Raw genomic sequence first — 15,749 nt, 5'->3', positions numbered from 1 at the left:
CCGGCTGATCGGGGTAGGTGCGGATACTCAGCGCGGGGTCGGTGCGACGGCTCAGGCGTCCACGGCAGCGCCGGTCGAGGATTCACCCATGACCGAGACGTTGCGTCGATACTCCGATCCGTCACCCCTCGCGTCACCACGCCTGACGGCCGGCGAACGCTGGCGTCGGGCCCGTCTGACCATCTTCGTCCACGTGCTCGGGGCGGCGGCACGGCTGGCCGGACGCCACCCCGCCTCGTGGCGCTGGTCGGCCCGGCACCACCACCCGATGCTGGGCCGGCTCGCGGCGGCGAACGCGCGCGCGGGTTGTGCGCTCGCCGCGCTGGACGTGCCGGCGTACCGCGCCTTCCTGCGCGCCCGGCCGGCCGGAGCCGGCCGTCGGCTGCGGGACTTCCCGGAGACGGACAAGGTGAGCTACGTCGTGCCCTTCCCCGCCGCGCGGCGTTGCCGGGACGGGCGACTGCCGGACCGGGGCGTGGTGGTCGACGAGTCGGCCGGCTCGTCGGGCCGGCCCTTCAACTGGCCCCGGGGCGAGCGGGAACTGCGCGCCGTGCACCGCGACATCGTCGGCTACACGAGCCTGGTCTTCCCGATGCGCCGCCCGTTCGTCATCAACGCCTACTCGATGGGCGCCTGGGCGACCGGGACGACGACCGGCGCCGCCATGGCGCGGATCGCGGTGGTCAAGAACACCGGCCCGGACCTCGGCAAGATCGTCGACACGCTCCGCGAGTTCGGCCCGGACTTCGACTACCTGGTGACCGCGTACCCGCCGTTCCTGAAGCACCTGCGCGACCGGCTCGACGCCGAGGGCTTCGACTGGTCGCGCCACCGCATCTTCGCCAGCTGCGGGGGAGAGGGGATGACGGAGGCGCTGCGCGGCTACCTGGAGGAGCGGTTCCGCAAGGTCAGGTCCGCGTACGGCGCCTCGGACCTGACCATCGGCCTCGGCGCGGAGACCCGGTTCACGGTGTGGCTGCGCCGCCGCCTGCGCGACGACGCCGAGCTGCGGGCGGCGCTGCTCGGCGCCGACGAGCAGCGGCTGCCCATGGTGTTCCAGTACAACCCGTTGGCCACCTACCTGGAGACCAACGAGCGCCGGGAGTTGCTCTGCACGATGACCGGCCCCGACGTGCTCCAGCCACGGCTGCGCTACAACGTCGGCGACGAGGCGCTGCTCGTGCCCTACCGGCGGATCCTCGACCTGGTCCGCGTCGACCCGGATCGCTGGGCCGCGTGCCGCGCGGCGCTGGCGAACGAGCGGATGACCCTGCCGGTGCTGCTGCTGTTCGGCCGGCGCGACTCGACGGTGTCCTACCTGGGCGCCAACCTCTACCCGCAGGACGTGGAGTACGGCCTCTACACCGGCAACCCGTTCGCCGCCGAGATCAGCCGGTTCTGCCTCGCGCTGGTCGAGGACGCCGCGCTGGAGACCCGGCCGGTGATCCACCTCGAACTGCGACGCCCGCTGCCGGAGGCCGAGCGCGAGGCGCTGTCCGCCGCCTGCCGCAACGGCGTACGCGGGCACCTGGCGGCCGTGTCCCGCGACTTCGCGCAGTCGCTGACCGAGGATCCGGCCGCCGGCGACCTGCGCGTCGAGCTGCACGAACCGGGAGCCGGCCCGTTCGCCGGACAACAGAAGATCAAAAACGTCTACCTGGTGGGCTGAGTGATGCGTACCCGTGACTTCTCCCGCGCCCCGGCGCGCGCCCAGGCCGGCGCCATGTTCTTCGGCGCCACCCGCTACCGGAGCCCGCTGGCGATCCTGCGGCTCCTGCCGGCCTGGCGGCGGATGGTCCGCGACATGCGGCGCATGTCCGGCTACCGCTGGCACCGGATCTACTGGGAGTTCCCGTTCACCCTCGGCACCGTCGCGTTCTTCAGCGACCGCGAGGCCCTGCTGCGCTTCGCCCGGTCCCGGCACCACCGCGAGCTGATGATCTGGCTCACCGACGGCGACCGTCACGCTACCGCCGGCTTCATCCGGCTCTTCACGGCCGAACCCGACGGCTACTCCAACGGGGTGTGGCGGGCCGAGTCCACCGAGATGGGGCACATCCCGACGTTCACGCCGCTCGGCTCGGAGACGGTGGGACCGGCGGTGCGGCGATGAGCGCCCCGCCCGCACTGCACCGGGTCGTCGACCGGCGCGGCCTGCGCGAGTTCCTGGCGCTCACCGACCGGGTGTACGCCGGCGAGCCGCGCTTCGTGCCGCCGACGCGCCAGCAGGTGCGGCGCTGGTGGCGCGACGGCGTGCCGATGTACGTGCTGCGCGACGGCGCCACCGGCACGGTCGTCGGCCGCACCACGCTGCACACCGACGCCGCCCTCGACGCCAAGCTCGGCCGCCGGTGTCAGCTCTTCGGGCTCACCGAGTTCACCGATGCGGCGGCGCGACCGCTGTTCGAGGCGATCACCACCGCCGCCCGCGCCGCCGGCGACCGCGACGCGCTCTTCGGGCCGGTCGCGTTGCTGCCCAACCAGGCGGGCGGGGTCATCACCTCCGGGTACGCCGACCGGGGCTTCATCGACAGCGCCTGGAACCCGCCCCGGTACGTGAGCGCCTACGAGTCGTACGGGTTCCGCCGGCGGTTCGAGTCGGACACCTGGATCTGCCCGGTCACCGCCGGGGACGGCGTCCCGGCCGGCACCGACCCGGACGGCGCGGAGCTGACGGTGCACCGCGGCGACGTCCGCCGGCTCGCCGACCAGCTCGAACTGCTGCGCGGGATGCTGAACGCGTCCTTCGCGCAGCTCGGCTACTACACCGAGATCTCCGCCGCGCAGCTGCGCCGGCAGACCGACGGGCTGGCGTACCTGCTGGACGAGTCACTGCTGCTCTACCTCGCCAGGGCCGGGCGGCCCGTCGCGTTCGTGCTGTGCGTGCCCGACATCAGCGAGTTCGTGGTGCGGGTACGCGGCGACCTCAACCTGGTCAACCAGGTCCGGCTACTGGCGACCCGACGCCGCTACCGGCGGGAGGCGGTGCTGATCGTCAAGGGCGTGCTGCCCGAGCACCAGGGGCGCGGGTACCAGCGCCTGCTCTCCGCCGCGCTGCGGCACAACCTGCACGCCGGGGGATACACGACGCTGCGCAGCACCTACGTCGGCCGGGACAATCCGGCCTCCGCTGCGCAGTACCGGGCACTCGGCGGCCGGCCGCTGCACGGCTACACCTTCTACGAGAAGGCGCTGTAGATGGACCTCACGGCGTTCCGCGCGCTGGAGCCGCTCTGCTGGCGGGCGCCCAGCGCGCACAACACCCAGCCGTGGCGGCTCGACCACCGCGGCGGCGAGGTCCGGGTGGGCTGGGAGCCGGCGTACGCGCTGCCGGCGTCCGACCCCTCCGGGCGGGACCTGCGGCTGTCCCTGGGCGCCTTCGTCGAGACCTGCCTGATCGTCGCGGCCGACGCCGGGCTACGGATGCGGTTCGTCGCCGATTACCGCGTCGACGACCGCCGGGTGGGCTGGCTGCGGCCCGGCCCGCACCGCTACGACACCCCGTTCGACGCGGCGCAGGTGCTCACCCGCCGTACCCACCGGGGCCGGTTCTCCGCCGGTCCGGACGCCACGGTGGTGGCGGCCGTCGACGCCGTCGCCCGAGCCTCGGGCGGCGCGGTGCGCGTGGTGCCCGACGCCGCCCTGCTGGCCCGCCTGCTGCGGGTCGCCGACCGGTGGACGTACGCGGACCCGGCGGTGGTCCGCGAGTTGCGGTCGTGGCTGCGGCTCACGCCGGCGCACCCGGCCTACCACGCCGACGGGCTCACCGACCGCTGCCTCGGGCTGTCCGCGCGCGAGGCGGCCGCGCTGCGGGGGGCGCTGGCGGCGTACCCGGTGCTGCGCCGGCTGGGCCTGCCCCGGCTCCTCGCGGCGGCGTCCGGCAACCCGCTGGCGCGCGGCGGCGCCGTGCTCGTCCTGGTCGGACCGCCCGGCACGGACGACGCGGGGCAGGTCGAGTTCGGCCGGGTCCTCACGCGTACCTGGCTGACCCTGCACGCGGCCGGCCTGGCGGCGCACCCGCTGAGCCAACTCGTCGACACGCCCGCCACCCGCGACGCCCTGGGGACGCTGCTGGGCGTGGCGCCGCAGCGCCTGCTCCACGTGGCCCGCGTCGGCCGGCCGGTGGGCCCGGCGCCGCCCTCGGCGCGTCGGCTCGGCGGCGTCGGGCAGGGCGTCCGCTGACCCCTGGCGCCGGTGGCACCGCACGGTGGCACGTGTTCCCGGACGGAGGGGGCCGGCGCGTCCGGGGTCACGACGTCGGGCTGGTCGCGGGCGACCGGAACTCCGCCGGGTGGGCCGCCGGCTCCGCACCGGCGCGGCGGATCGGGGTGAACAGCCCGCCGACCGCGACCAGCAGACATCCCGCTCCGGCGACGAGGGCGACGGCGCTGACGCCGTACCGGCTCGCGGCCCACGTCAGCACCGCGGCGCCGGCCGGGCCGAGCGAGTAGTGCGTGCTCCAGAACGCCGAGGTGACCCGACCGAGCAGGCGGTCCGGCGTGATCTCCTGGCGCAGCGACATCGAGCAGATCCCGCCCACGCTGACGCCGCACAGGTACACCGCCATCAGCACGGTCACGCCCCGCACGTCCCCGACGAGGCCGATGCCGACGATGGCGAGACCGCACATGGCGTGCGCGCCGATCCAGGTCATGCCGAAACCACGGCGGCGGCGCAGGGGCGCCACCAGCAGCGCTCCGACGATCGTGCCCAGCGCCGCCAGGCCCAGCACCGTGCCGACGGTGCGATCGGAGCCGCCGAGGTCGTGCTTGACGTGGTAGACGAGGACGTCGGTGAGCCCGTACGTCAGGAAGATGAACACCGACAGCAGCACGGTCAGCGAGCGGAGCACGGGCTGCCGCCAGAGGAACCGGGCGCCGGCGAGGAACTCGGCCAGCCGGCTCTGCCGCCCGGCCGTGTCGTCGACCGCCGGTCCCTCGTCGGGTCGCCGCAGTCGCACCAGCCAGAGGCCGGCTGCCGACAGGGCGAAGCTGGCCGCGTTGACGGCGATGGCCGCCGGGGCGCCGAACCGGGCCGACACCGCGCCCGCGAGCAGCGGCCCCAGCACGGCAGCCGCCGCGTACGTGGTCTGGAGACGCCCGTTGGCCTCGGTGATCCTGGGAAGGTCGACGAGGTTGCGCACGGCGGTCACCGCGGCGACCTGGAACACCATGCCGGCCGCCTCGCAGATCGGCAGCACGACGAAGAGCAGCCACACCTGCGGGCCGCCGAGCCAGGCCAGGGGAACGAGGGCGTAGAGCACCAGCCGGAGCAGGTCGGCGGTGATCATCAGTTTCCGCCTGTCGTACCGGTCGACCAGGACGCCGCCGAAGATCCCCGCGCCGACGGACGCGGCGCCGGCCACGGCCGTGAGCAGGCCCATCCGGGCGACCGATCCGGTCGCGTGGAGCACGAGCAGCGGCACCGCGAGGTAGGCGAACGAGTCGCCGGCGGCGGAGAGCGACTGCGCGGCCCAGTAGGCGCCGAAGTCGCGGTCACGCCACAGCGGACGCCGGACCGGGTCGGTGCGTCGGCTCATGCCGGCGAGGGTATTCCGATGCCCCCTGCGAGCGGTGTCCCTGGCAGGCGAACGGGTGTCCTCCGGCCGGAAAACAGGGTGAGGCTGGCCGCGGTCGCCCCGTATGATCTTCCTCGCGGTGGGCGGCTCCCCGCGGTGCTTCCTTCTCACCCTTTCCTGGCAACTAGCGTCGCGACTCTCCGCCCACCGCTTTCGTACGGGGGAGGGCGCGAGCGTGGATGCGCTGGCCGTGGTGCTGCTGCGACGCACCGGCCGGGTCGCGGTGGTGGGCACGGGCGCCGCCCCTGCGGACGGTGCGGCCTGGGTGGCCGCGCTCGAGGCCGATCTGGCCGGTCGTGGCTGGCTGCTCCGGGACGACCTGCGCACGGCGGCGGCCCGGCTGCCGGCGGCGGTGCGGGTCCGGTGGGCCGACTGGCTGCTGGCGACCATCGACGAGCTGGTCGGCGCGGATCGTCCGATGCTGCCGCTCCACCGGTCGTTCCCCGACACCCCGCGCGACATCGAAGCGGTCTACGTACGGCGGCTGCTGACCCACCTGTTCGCCGTGCCCGGCGCGCCCTGCGTGCTGTGCGGCCGCGAGGAGGGTGGCGCGCCGCTCGACCCGTGCGGCCATCCCGTGTGCCCGGCCTGCTTCCCGCCGGAGCAGGTCACCGCGTGCCCGGTGTGCGGCCGGCGGCTGGCGGCGGACGACACGTACCTCACCGTCGTCGCGCCCTCGGCCCCGGTGCGCCGCCGGCTGCGGCGGGCGGGTGCGCCGGTCGAGGACGCGGTCCCGGCCGCGCCGCCGCTGCCGATGCGTCTTGCCGGGCTCGAGGCCGACCCGGTCGGCGCCGCGGTCCGGCTCCGCGACGAGCTTGTCGCCCGGCCTGCCGCGCTGAGCGAGTCCGACCGGGCCGACCTCGAGGTGTTGGTGAACGCCACCGCGCCGGGCAGCCTCGACTGGTTGCCCGAGGTGGTGCCCGCGCGGGAGACCCTCGCGCTGGTCGTCGCCTGGGCGCTGCACGCCACGGCGTGCACCCCCGGCTACCGCGACCTGGTCGCCGCGGCCCGGCGGCGGTGGTCGACCGCCACGGACGTGGCGCGGACCCTGTGGGCGTACTCGGGTGGGGACCCGGGGCTGGTCCTGCCGAGGCGGGACGACGGGTCGGAGGGCGCGGCCTGGCGCCCGGTCCACGAGCCCGCCGTCGTCGTGCGGGTCACCCGGGTGCGGGCCCTGCCCCGGCCGCTGCGGCGCGCGGTTCTCGCGCATCTCGACGCCTGCGGTGCCGCGGGCGCGGCGGAGGATCTGCGGCGGCACCCCACCGTCTGGAAGCGCCTCGGCGAGCGGCTGCACCCGTACGAGAACGTGGCCGCGCACCCGGCGGCGGCCGTCGCGTTCGCCGCGCTGCGCGGCACCCGCGCGGCCCGCGCCAGCGCCCTCGGCGCGGCCATCGTGGCGGCCTGCGCCCGCGAGCCCCGGCAGCTCGTGCCGACCGGGCACCCCGACGGCACGGTCACGGTCCGCGTGCGGACCCACGCGTCCCTGGTGGAGGAGGCCCTGGCCGGCGGTGACGTGGCGAGGGCCGCCGGCCTGCTCACCGAACGTCCGGGCGAGCTGTGGCGCCGGCTCGACCACCTGCTGCGGGCCGCCGGGGACGATCGGGCGGCGTACGCGGCCATCGAGACCGCCATGTGCCGGACGGTCGCCCGGGTGGCACCCGGCGTGCTCGCCGCGGCGGCGGCTCAACTCACCGGCCGCGCCGAGACGGTACGGGCGACGGCCGCCGAGCTGGCGGCGACCGCGCGGGCGCGGGCCCGCGCCGCCGCGCACGTCGGGGCCACCCCGCCGCTCGCCGTCGGCCTGGGCGACGTCCTGCGCGCCGTCGCGCGGGGCGTGCGCGGTGCCGGCCCCGCCTTCCTGCGGGAAGCGCTGCGGTCGGGCGGCGGGGTGCCTCCTCCCGCCGAGGTGCCGCCCGTGGCCGGCGCCGTCGAGGAGTCCGGGATCGTCGGTGGCCGTCCCGGTCCCGGCATGCCCCGGCGGGTGTTCCATCCCCGCGGCAGCGTCGTGACCACCTGGACCGAGCCCGAGCGACGCCCGCCGGTGCCCACGCCGGCGATCACCGCGGTACGCGGGCTGGTCGACGCCGAGTTGACCGCCCGCGCCGCCCGGCTCGGCCGGTTCGACGTGGCCGTCCTCGACGCCGCCCTGGCCGAGGTGCCCGCGCCGATGCGGGAGCGGGCCGCCTCGGCGCAGCTGGCGGGGTGGCCGAGGGGCAGTGTGCGGGCGCTGCCCGACGCGGAGGTGCTGCGGTTCTTCCTGCACTGGGAGGAGCCCGGTGCCACGCGGGTCGACCTCGACCTGTCCTGCGTGTTCTTCGATCCGGACTGGCAGCGGGTGGGCCACTGCGACTTCACCCGGCTGCGTTTCGCCGGCGACGGGGCGATCCACTCCGGCGACCTCACCTCCGCCCCGGCTCCGCTCGGGGCCACCGAGTTCCTCGACCTCCACCTGACCCGTCTGGCCGAGCACGGCGTGCACTACGCCGTGCCGACCGTCCTCAGCTACAACGCCGTGCCGTTCGAGGCCCTCACGGAGGCGGTGGCCGGCGTCATGCTGCCCCTCACCCGGGGAGAACAGTTCGACGGCGCGCGGGTCGCGCAGCGGTTCGACCTGCGCGGCAACGCCCGGATGTTGCTGCCGATGGTCGTGGACCTGCGCACCCGACGGTTGCTCTGGACCGACCTGACCCTGACCGGCCGTGGCTACGGCTACAGCGTCGACCGGCACGGTGACCAACTCGCGCGGGCGGCCGCCGACCAGTGGGAGCACTTCCTGGGCGGCCACCACGCCACGGTCCTCGACCTGCTGGCATGGCACGCGGTCGGGCGCGCCGACCGGATCCTGGTCGGCCACGCGGACCACACCTACTCCGAGGTACCGGCCGACGTCGCCGCCGTCCGCGCGGCGGCGTCGGCGGACACCGGCGGGATCCGCGTACCGCCCGACCTGGCCGGCCGCACGGTCCTGGCCGGCGCCGCCGACCCCGATGCGCTCGACCGGCTGATCCGCGTGCCCACCCCGGTCGCGCCGGGCTCGACGGTGGTGACGGTGACCGGCATGCCCGGCCATCCGTGGACGGTGCTGCGCGCCGGCGACGTGCTGGCCGGGCTGAGCACGGGCTGAGGCGACCGATCCGCGCGGTGCGTGGGGCGGTTATGTAGGCTCGCATCGATCTTGCGGGAGGCCAGTCAGTGATCGAACTACACGTCGAGCCGGAGTTGCTGGAGAAGGCCTCGCGGGTGTGCGACGACCTGCGGGACGATCTGCGGCGCGACGTGTCCGACGTCGGGGACGAGACGCGGGCCGCGGTCTCCGGCCTGCCCGGTTGGCAGACCCGGGCGGCGCTGGAGCAGCTGCGCTGGTCGTGGTCGGACGACCTGACCAGGTTGGACCGCTACCTGTCCCAGGTGGGCGACGCCCTGCAGGGCTGCGCGATGGACTACCGCTACAGCGACGAGGCCAACGCCGCCCGTTTCGACATCCACGGGCGGTGACCGCACGGTGGTGACGTACGCGGACCTGCGCGAGGCGCGCGTCGCCCCGCTCCGGGACGCCGCGCAGGCCTGGACGGACCTGTCCCGGGCCTGCGCGAAGCTGGAGGAGCGGTGTGGCGCCGAGCTGACCGGGCCGCTGCGCGCCTCGGGCTGGCAGGGCCCGGCCGCCAGTGCCGCGTTGGGCCGGCTGGGCGAACTCGATGACGAGTTCGAGGTCGCGAGCCTGCAGACGCGGACCGCTGCGAGCGTGTTGCGGGAAGCGGCGGAGGAGTTCGGCGACCTGCAGCGGCGGTTGGAGTCGGCCGTCGGTGCCGCCCGGTCCCTCGGACTGGCCGTCGACGAGGCCGGGCGGGTGTCCGCGCCGGCGGTGGCGGCAGGGGACAGGCACGACCCGGACGCGCAGACGATCCACCGTCGGCATGTCCAGAACGCCGCGATCTACACCGATCTCATCACGCGGATCGTCACCGAGGCCACCGAGGCCGACAGCCGGATCGCCCGCGCCCTGACCCGGCTGAAGGCCAGCGCGTCGGGACAGTTCGCCTGGGAGTACGACCGGGCCAACGACGGCGCTCTCGCCGCCGCGGCGGCGCTCGATCTCCGCGAGGAGAACATTCCGGCGCCGGGCAGCAGTCCCGCCGACGTGCACGCCTGGTGGAGCGGCCTGTCCGACGACGAGCGGCAGGTCTACCTCACCGCCTACCCGGAGCGGACCGGCGCCCTCGACGGGCTGCCCGCCACCGACCGCGACGCGGCGAACCAACTGGCGCTGCGTACGTTCGTCGGTGACGACGCCGGCCGGCACCGCGACCGGGACGACCCGCAGCGTGCCACCGCGCTCATGCTGCTGGACAAGCTGGAAGGCGCGGAGAACGCGGCGTCGAACGAGCGGCTCTACCTGCTCTCGGTCGATCCGACGGGTGACGGCAAGGCGGCGGTCGCGATCGGCGACCCGGACACCGCCGCCCACACCGCGGTCCTCGTGCCCGGCGTCGGCACCGAACTCGACGACATCCGCGGCCTGATCGGGCGGGCCAACGACCTGCGGGAGGCCTCGGTCGAGCTTGCCGGCGCCGGCGCCGACGTCTCCGTCGTGGCCTGGCTCGGCTACGACACCCCGTCGGTGAACCTCGACATCGTCAGCGCCGTGTTCGGAGCCAAGTCCGAGGCCGGCGCCCGCGCGCTCGACGGCTTCGTCGACGGGCTCCGCGCCTCCCACGACGACAGTCCCTCCCACGTCACCGCCATCGGTCACAGCTACGGGTCGACCGTCCTCGGCGAGGCCGCCAGCACCGGCGACGGCCTCGCCGCGGACGACCTGATCGCCGTCGGCAGTCCCGGCATGCGCGTCGAGAACGCCGGCGAGTTCACCATCGACCCGAGACATGTGTGGGCCGGCGCCGCGGCCGACGACACCGTCGTCGCCCGCCCGGAGGAGACGATCGGCTGGCTCGACGGCGTACCCGTCGTCGGGGAGTGGTTGGTCGACGGCCTCGTCGGCATCCACGGCCCCGCCCCGCACGACCCGGAGTTCGGCGGCAACGTCCTGCACGTCGACACCTCCGGCCACAGCGGATACTGGGCGCAGAACAGCCAGATGCTGCGCTCCCAGGCGGCCGTCATCGTCGGCGACTACGAGGCAGCCGCCCTCGACCACGGAAGAGCCCCGTGACCCTTCGTCACCGCACGCCCCGGTGGCACGCCGTGGCGGTGGCGGCCGTACTGGTGCCGGCCACCGCCTGCGCGGGCGGTGACCCCGGTCCATCGTCAGGAAGGGACGACCCGTTGCAGACCAAGGCAGCCGCCGAGGTGAGCACCCTGGCCGAGGCTCGTGCCCAGGCCGTCGCCACCACCGCCGGCGTCGCGCTGGCCGACTGGCGGACCAACACCTCACCCTGCCAGGGCCAGCGGGGCGAGATCGCCGACGACGGACGGTGGACGTTGAGCGGCTTCGCCGGGCTTCCGGTCCCGCCCGCCGACCAGATCATTACGCTGCGGCGCATCCGGGACATGTGGCGGCAGCAGGGCTACGAGATCACCGAGGACCGTACCTTCGCCGACGGCACCCGGGGCGCCGTGTCGATGCGTGACCCCGGCACCGGGATCACGATCAGCCTCACCACCACCGCGAGCCGGGACCGCGTCGCCCTGATCCTGGCGAGCGACTGCTACCGGCCCGCGGCCGGCGAGGACCCCGCCAACGCCTAGGGCAGCTCCCGGCGCGTCCGTGGGCGGCCGGGCACGCCCAGCCATCGGAGGTCAGTGCGGGGCGACCTTCCAGTAGCCGCCGAAGTACACGCGCTCCCTGGCGATGCCGCGCTCGGCGCACAGGTGCCGGCGGACGGTGGTGACCATCGTGGACTCGCCCGCGACGAAGGCGTACGGCGTGCCGGCCGGCAACGCCAGCTCCCGCAGCGTACGGATCACCGCTGCTCGACGAACCCACGACGTTCCTCGACGTCGACCACCAGGTCGAAGTGCTCGACCTGCTCACCGACCTCAACCTGACGCGCGGCACGACGATCGTCATGGTGCTGCACGACCTCAACCTCGCCGCCCGGTACGCCGACCACCTCGTCGCGCTGGCCGCCGGGAGACCGCACGCCGTCGGCGAACCGGCGCGGGTGCTGACGCGCGAGTGCGTCCGCGCCGTGTTCGGCCTCGACAGCCAGGTGATCATCGATCCGACGTCGGGAAAGCCGCTGATGCTGCCGATCGGCCGCCACCACGTGACGACCCACCCGCACCTCGGCGCGGACGTGGGCGGCTGACGGGTCGCCGAGCCCCCGTTCGCCCGAGCCATTAGGTGAGGCTAACCTGGCCCTCGATCGCTGGGAGGACGCAGCTCGTGCACACATCCGAGAAGGTCAGTGGAGGGACGGTCCTGCGCCGCGCCCTGCGTCGCCAGCGCGCTCGCGTGGTGGCCGGCACCGCACTGCTCTGCGCCCACCAGGCCACCGAGGCCCTCGTCCCGGTCGCGATCGGCGTGATCATCGACCGCGCGGTCGCCACCGGGGACGTACGGGCGCTGCTGCTCTCCCTCGCCGGTCTCGCCGTCCTCTTCACCGTCCTCGCCTTCGCCTACCGCACCGGCGCCCGCCTGGGGTACGCCGCGCTGGAGCAGGAGGCCCACCTCCTGCGCGTCGAGATCGCCCGCAGCGCCCTCGACCCGCGCGGGAACCGCTCGGGCATGCGCGACGGCGAGCTGCTCTCCGTCGCCGCCTCCGACGCCGAGCTGTCCGCGCTCGTCGTACGGGTCGCGGGGCTCTGCGCCGCCGCGTTCACCGCCATCGCCGTCGCGGCCGTCGCGCTGCTCGTCGTCGACGTCCCCCTCGGGCTGGGCGTGCTCGTCGGCGTGCCGCTGGTGGTCGTCGCCCTGCAACGGATGGCGCCGCTGCTCAGCCGGCGCAGCGCCGCGCAGCAGGAGGCCCTCGCCGCCACCACCTCGCTCGCCGTCGACCTCGTCACGGGCCTGCGCGTGCTGCGCGGCATCGGCGCCCAGGACCACGCCGCACGCCGGTACGCGGCCGCCAGCCGCCACGCCCTCGACGTCACCCTGCGCGCCGCCACCACCAAGGGCCTGCACCTCGGGCTCACCACCACGGTCAACGGCCTCTTCCTCGCGGCCGTCGCCGGCGTCGCCGGTTGGCTCGCACTCCAGGGCCGGCTCACCATCGGCGAACTCGTCGCCGTCGTCGGGCTGGCCCAGTTCATCGCCGAGCCCGTGCAGACGCTGGGCTGGTCCGTGCAGCTGTTCGCCATGGCCCGCGCCTCCGCCGGGCGGGTCGCCCGGGTGCTGGGCGCCGAGCCGCTCACCCGGCCCGGCTCCGCCGGTCCGCCCGCCCCGGCCCCGGCGCGGCTCGCCCTCGACACGATCGGGCACGCGGGGCTCGACGGGCTGTGCCTGCGGGTCGACGCCGGTGAGGTCGTCGGCGTGCTCGCCTACGACCCGGGTGACGCCGAGGCACTGGTGGCACTGCTCTCCGGCCGCGTGCCCCGCGAGGACTACCGGGGCACGCTGTACGTCGACGGCACGCCCGCCGAGGACCTGCACGTCGACGCCGTACGCGGCATCCTCCTGGTCGAGCCGCACGACGTGGCGTTGTTCGAGGGGACGCTGCGCGCCAACCTCGCCGCCGGCACCGACGCCGACGAGGCGGTCCTGCGCGCCGCCGTACGCGCCGCGGCGGCCGAGGACGTGCTCGCCGCGCACCCGCACGGCATCGACCGCCTGCTCACCGAGCGGGGCGCCAACCTGTCCGGCGGCCAGCGGCAGCGGGTCGGGCTGGCCCGGGCGCTCGTCGCCGACCCGCCGGTGCTGGTGCTGCACAACCCCACCACGGCGGTCGACGCGGTGACCGAGGCGCACCTGGCCGAGGGGCTGGCCGCGGCCCGCGCGGCGCCGGCCCGCGGCACGGTGCTGATCACCAACAGTCCGGCCCTGCTGCGCACCACGCACCGGGTGGCCGTCATCGACCGTGGACGGGTCGTCGCCGAGGGCCCGCACGAGCGGCTGCTGGCCGGCGACGCCCGCTACCGGGAGGAGGTCCTGCGATGACCGACGAGTCCGCGGTCGGCGCCGCGTCGAGGCAGCTGCTGCCCACGGCGGCCACCCGGCAGACCTGGGCGGCCCTGCGGGCCGAGTTCGCCCGGCTGCCCGGGCTCAGCGCCGCCGCCACCATCCTGCTGGTCGCCGCCGCCGCGACCGGGCTGGTCGCCCCCTGGGTACTCGGCCGCCTCGTCGACGACGTCATCGCCGGCTCCGACACGCCACGGATCGTGGCCTGGGCGGGCGTGATCGCGGGCGCCGCCCTGCTCGCCGGAGTCCTCACCGCGATCGGCGCCGCCCTCACCGCACGCCTCGGCGAGACCGTGCTGGCGCGGCTGCGGGAGCGGGTCCTCGACCGCGCCCTGCACCTGCCGTCGGCCACGCTGGAGCGGGCCGGCACCGGGGACCTGGTGGCCCGCGCCGGCGACGACGTGGCCGTGGTGACCAACGTGATCGCCACCAGCGGCCCCGCCTTCCTCGGCGCGCTGCTGTCCATCGTGCTGACCGCGTTGGGGCTCTTCGCCCTGGACTGGCGCCTCGGCCTCGCCGGGCTGGCAGCGGCCCCCGCGTACGCGTTGGCGCTGCGCTGGTACCTGAGGCGCTCGGTGCCGTACTACGCGCGCGAGCGGGTCGCGACGGGCGAGCGGACGCAGGCGATGGCCGGGGCGCTGCGCGGCGCGGCGACCGTGCGCGCCTACCGGCTGGAGGACGCGCACGTCGGCGGGATCGCCGACCGCTCCGCCGCCGCCCGCGACCTGTCGTTGGAGATCTTCAACCTGCACACCCGGTTCGGGCTGCGGATGAACCGGTCGGAGTTCGTCGGCCTCGCCGCCGTCCTGCTCGCCGGGTTCATGCTGGTGCGCGACGACCTGGCCACCGTGGGCGCGGCGACGACCGCGGCCCTCTACTTCCACCGGCTGTTCAACCCGATCGGCCTGCTGCTCTTCCAGGCCGACGCGGTGCTCCAGGCCGGGGCGAGCCTCGCCCGGCTCGTCGGCGTCACGACGCTGCCCGTCGGCGCCTCCCCTGACGCCGGCTCCGTGCCCGCCGCCGCGTCCGCCGGCTCCGCGTCGCCAGGCGGCTCCGCGCCCGGCAGTTCAGCGTCCGTCGGCCCCGCGCCCGACTTCGCGCGGCCCGACGGGTCCGGGGCCGGCCGGCCCCGACGGTCCGCGGGGCGGGCCGGCTCGGGACCCGCGGCGCTGGAGGTGGTCGTCGACCGGCACCGCTACGACGACGGGCCCGTCGTGCTGCGGGACGTCGTCCTCAGCCTGGCGCCCGGCGAGCGCGTCGCGCTCGTCGGCGCGAGCGGGGCGGGCAAGAGCACGCTCGCCGGCATCGCCGCCGGAATCATCGCGCCGGCCCGGGGCGCGGTCAGCCTGCGCGGCGTGCCGCTGGGGGACCTGGACGAGCACCGCGTCCGTCGCGAGATCGCCCTGATCAGCCAGGAGGTGCACGTCTTCGCCGGAACGCTCGGCGACGACCTGCGCCTGGCCGACCCCGACGCCACCGACGCCGAGGTGACCGCCGCCCTCGACCTCGTCGGCGTCACCGACTGGCTGCGGACGTTGCCGGACGGGTTGGACACGTGCGTGGGGGAGGGCGGACGGCAGCTCACCGCCGCCCAGGCCCAGCAGCTCGCCCTGGCCCGTCTCGTCCTCGCCGACCCCGCCGTCGCGGTCCTCGACGAGGCCACCGCGGAGGCCGGCAGCGCCGGCGCGCGCGACCTCGAGCGCGCCGCCACGGCGGCCACCGAGGGCCGCACCACGCTGATCGTCGCGCACCGACTCAGCCAGGCGGCCACCGCGGACCGCGTCGTCGTCCTGGAGCACGGGCGCATCGTCGAGCACGGTACGCACGAGCAGTTGCTGGCGGCCGGGGGCGGGTACAGCCGGCTGTGGCGGTCGTGGCGCACGCCCGTTCCCGTACTCCCGGAGGAGCGCGTCGGCGAGGAGGGCGCCGCCGGCCGGGCGCGGCCGGACGCGGCGCCGGACCGGGGTGTCGGCGCTACCCACGCCCCGGCGTGAGTCGGGCGGGGTGACGGTCGATCTCCCCTACGGGCGTCGGCGGGATCCAGGCCCCGCGTAGCCGGCGACGGCCCGGGGCGGCGGGCCGGGCGCCGCCCGCGTG

13 protein-coding genes are annotated in these 15,749 nt (G+C 75.6%); 11 read left to right on the top strand and 2 right to left on the bottom strand.

All coding sequences use genetic code 11. The features are described from left to right. The first annotated feature begins 88 nt into the window (after positions 1-88). From CLT72_RS07200 to CLT72_RS07185, 4 genes are read left to right on the top strand one after another with little or no spacing between them, the layout of a single operon-like run. Positions 89-1,669 carry a phenylacetate--CoA ligase family protein gene (locus CLT72_RS07200; protein ID WP_101410191.1) on the top strand — a complete coding sequence of 527 codons (1,581 nt, stop codon included), beginning with the start codon at positions 89-91 and terminating at the stop codon, positions 1,667-1,669. 3 nt (positions 1,670-1,672) lie between these two features. Next, positions 1,673-2,113, top strand: coding sequence for a DUF4188 domain-containing protein (locus CLT72_RS07195; protein ID WP_101415002.1), 441 nt, complete (start codon positions 1,673-1,675; stop codon positions 2,111-2,113). Further along, positions 2,110-3,198, top strand: a complete 1,089-nt coding sequence (locus CLT72_RS07190) for a GNAT family N-acetyltransferase (RefSeq protein WP_101410189.1) — start codon at positions 2,110-2,112, stop codon at positions 3,196-3,198. The genes CLT72_RS07195 and CLT72_RS07190 overlap by 4 nt, the downstream gene beginning before the upstream one ends. Continuing rightward, the gene (locus CLT72_RS07185) at positions 3,199-4,182 is read left to right on the top strand and encodes a nitroreductase family protein (RefSeq protein ID WP_101410187.1); all 984 of its coding nucleotides are present in this window, start codon (positions 3,199-3,201) and stop codon (positions 4,180-4,182) included. A 67-nt stretch (positions 4,183-4,249) separates the two neighbouring features. On the opposite strand, the gene CLT72_RS07180 is transcribed toward CLT72_RS07185, so the two are convergent. Beyond that, positions 4,250-5,539: an MFS transporter gene (locus tag CLT72_RS07180; RefSeq protein ID WP_101410186.1), complete on the bottom strand. Its 1,290-nt coding sequence runs from the start codon at positions 5,537-5,539 to the stop codon at positions 4,250-4,252. 214 nt (positions 5,540-5,753) lie between these two features. Between CLT72_RS07180 and CLT72_RS07175 the strand changes: the two genes are divergently transcribed. From CLT72_RS07175 to CLT72_RS07160, 4 genes are all read left to right on the top strand, one after another. Further along, on the top strand, positions 5,754-8,702 hold the full coding sequence (locus tag CLT72_RS07175) for an MXAN_6230/SCO0854 family RING domain-containing protein (RefSeq protein WP_101410184.1): 2,949 nt from the start codon (positions 5,754-5,756) through the stop codon (positions 8,700-8,702). A 68-nt stretch (positions 8,703-8,770) separates the two neighbouring features. Further along, entirely contained in the window at positions 8,771-9,073 is a 303-nt protein-coding gene (locus CLT72_RS07170; protein ID WP_101410182.1) for a type VII secretion target, read from the top strand. A gap of 10 nt (positions 9,074-9,083) precedes the next feature. Beyond that, complete coding sequence (locus tag CLT72_RS07165; RefSeq protein ID WP_486484197.1) at positions 9,084-10,745, top strand: alpha/beta hydrolase; 1,662 nt, start codon at positions 9,084-9,086, stop codon at positions 10,743-10,745. Further along, positions 10,742-11,281: a hypothetical protein gene (locus CLT72_RS07160; protein ID WP_101410178.1), complete on the top strand. Its 540-nt coding sequence runs from the start codon at positions 10,742-10,744 to the stop codon at positions 11,279-11,281. Before CLT72_RS07165 ends, CLT72_RS07160 begins: the two co-directional genes overlap by 4 nt. Positions 11,282-11,332: 51 nt before the next feature. On the opposite strand, the gene CLT72_RS07155 is transcribed toward CLT72_RS07160, so the two are convergent. Next, the gene (locus tag CLT72_RS07155; protein WP_101410176.1) at positions 11,333-11,500 is read right to left on the bottom strand and encodes an SIP domain-containing protein; all 168 of its coding nucleotides are present in this window, start codon (positions 11,498-11,500) and stop codon (positions 11,333-11,335) included. A gap of 50 nt (positions 11,501-11,550) precedes the next feature. Between CLT72_RS07155 and CLT72_RS07150 the strand changes: the two genes are divergently transcribed. The 3 genes from CLT72_RS07150 to CLT72_RS07140 all read left to right on the top strand — a co-directional run bounded on the left by CLT72_RS07150 (position 11,551) and on the right by CLT72_RS07140 (position 15,646). Further along, positions 11,551-11,844: an ATP-binding cassette domain-containing protein gene (locus CLT72_RS07150; RefSeq protein WP_199184505.1), complete on the top strand. Its 294-nt coding sequence runs from the start codon at positions 11,551-11,553 to the stop codon at positions 11,842-11,844. A 77-nt stretch (positions 11,845-11,921) separates the two neighbouring features. Beyond that, on the top strand, positions 11,922-13,631 hold the full coding sequence (locus tag CLT72_RS07145) for an ABC transporter transmembrane domain-containing protein (RefSeq protein ID WP_199184504.1): 1,710 nt from the start codon (positions 11,922-11,924) through the stop codon (positions 13,629-13,631). Beyond that, positions 13,628-15,646 carry an ABC transporter ATP-binding protein gene (locus CLT72_RS07140; RefSeq protein WP_101410174.1) on the top strand — a complete coding sequence of 673 codons (2,019 nt, stop codon included), beginning with the start codon at positions 13,628-13,630 and terminating at the stop codon, positions 15,644-15,646. The genes CLT72_RS07145 and CLT72_RS07140 overlap by 4 nt, the downstream gene beginning before the upstream one ends. The last annotated feature ends 103 nt before the right edge of the window (positions 15,647-15,749 follow it).

This window comes from Micromonospora sp. CNZ309, from assembly GCF_002846525.1.
Note: the sequence above shows the minus strand (reverse complement) of the source record. Positions and strands in the feature narration are given on the sequence as shown.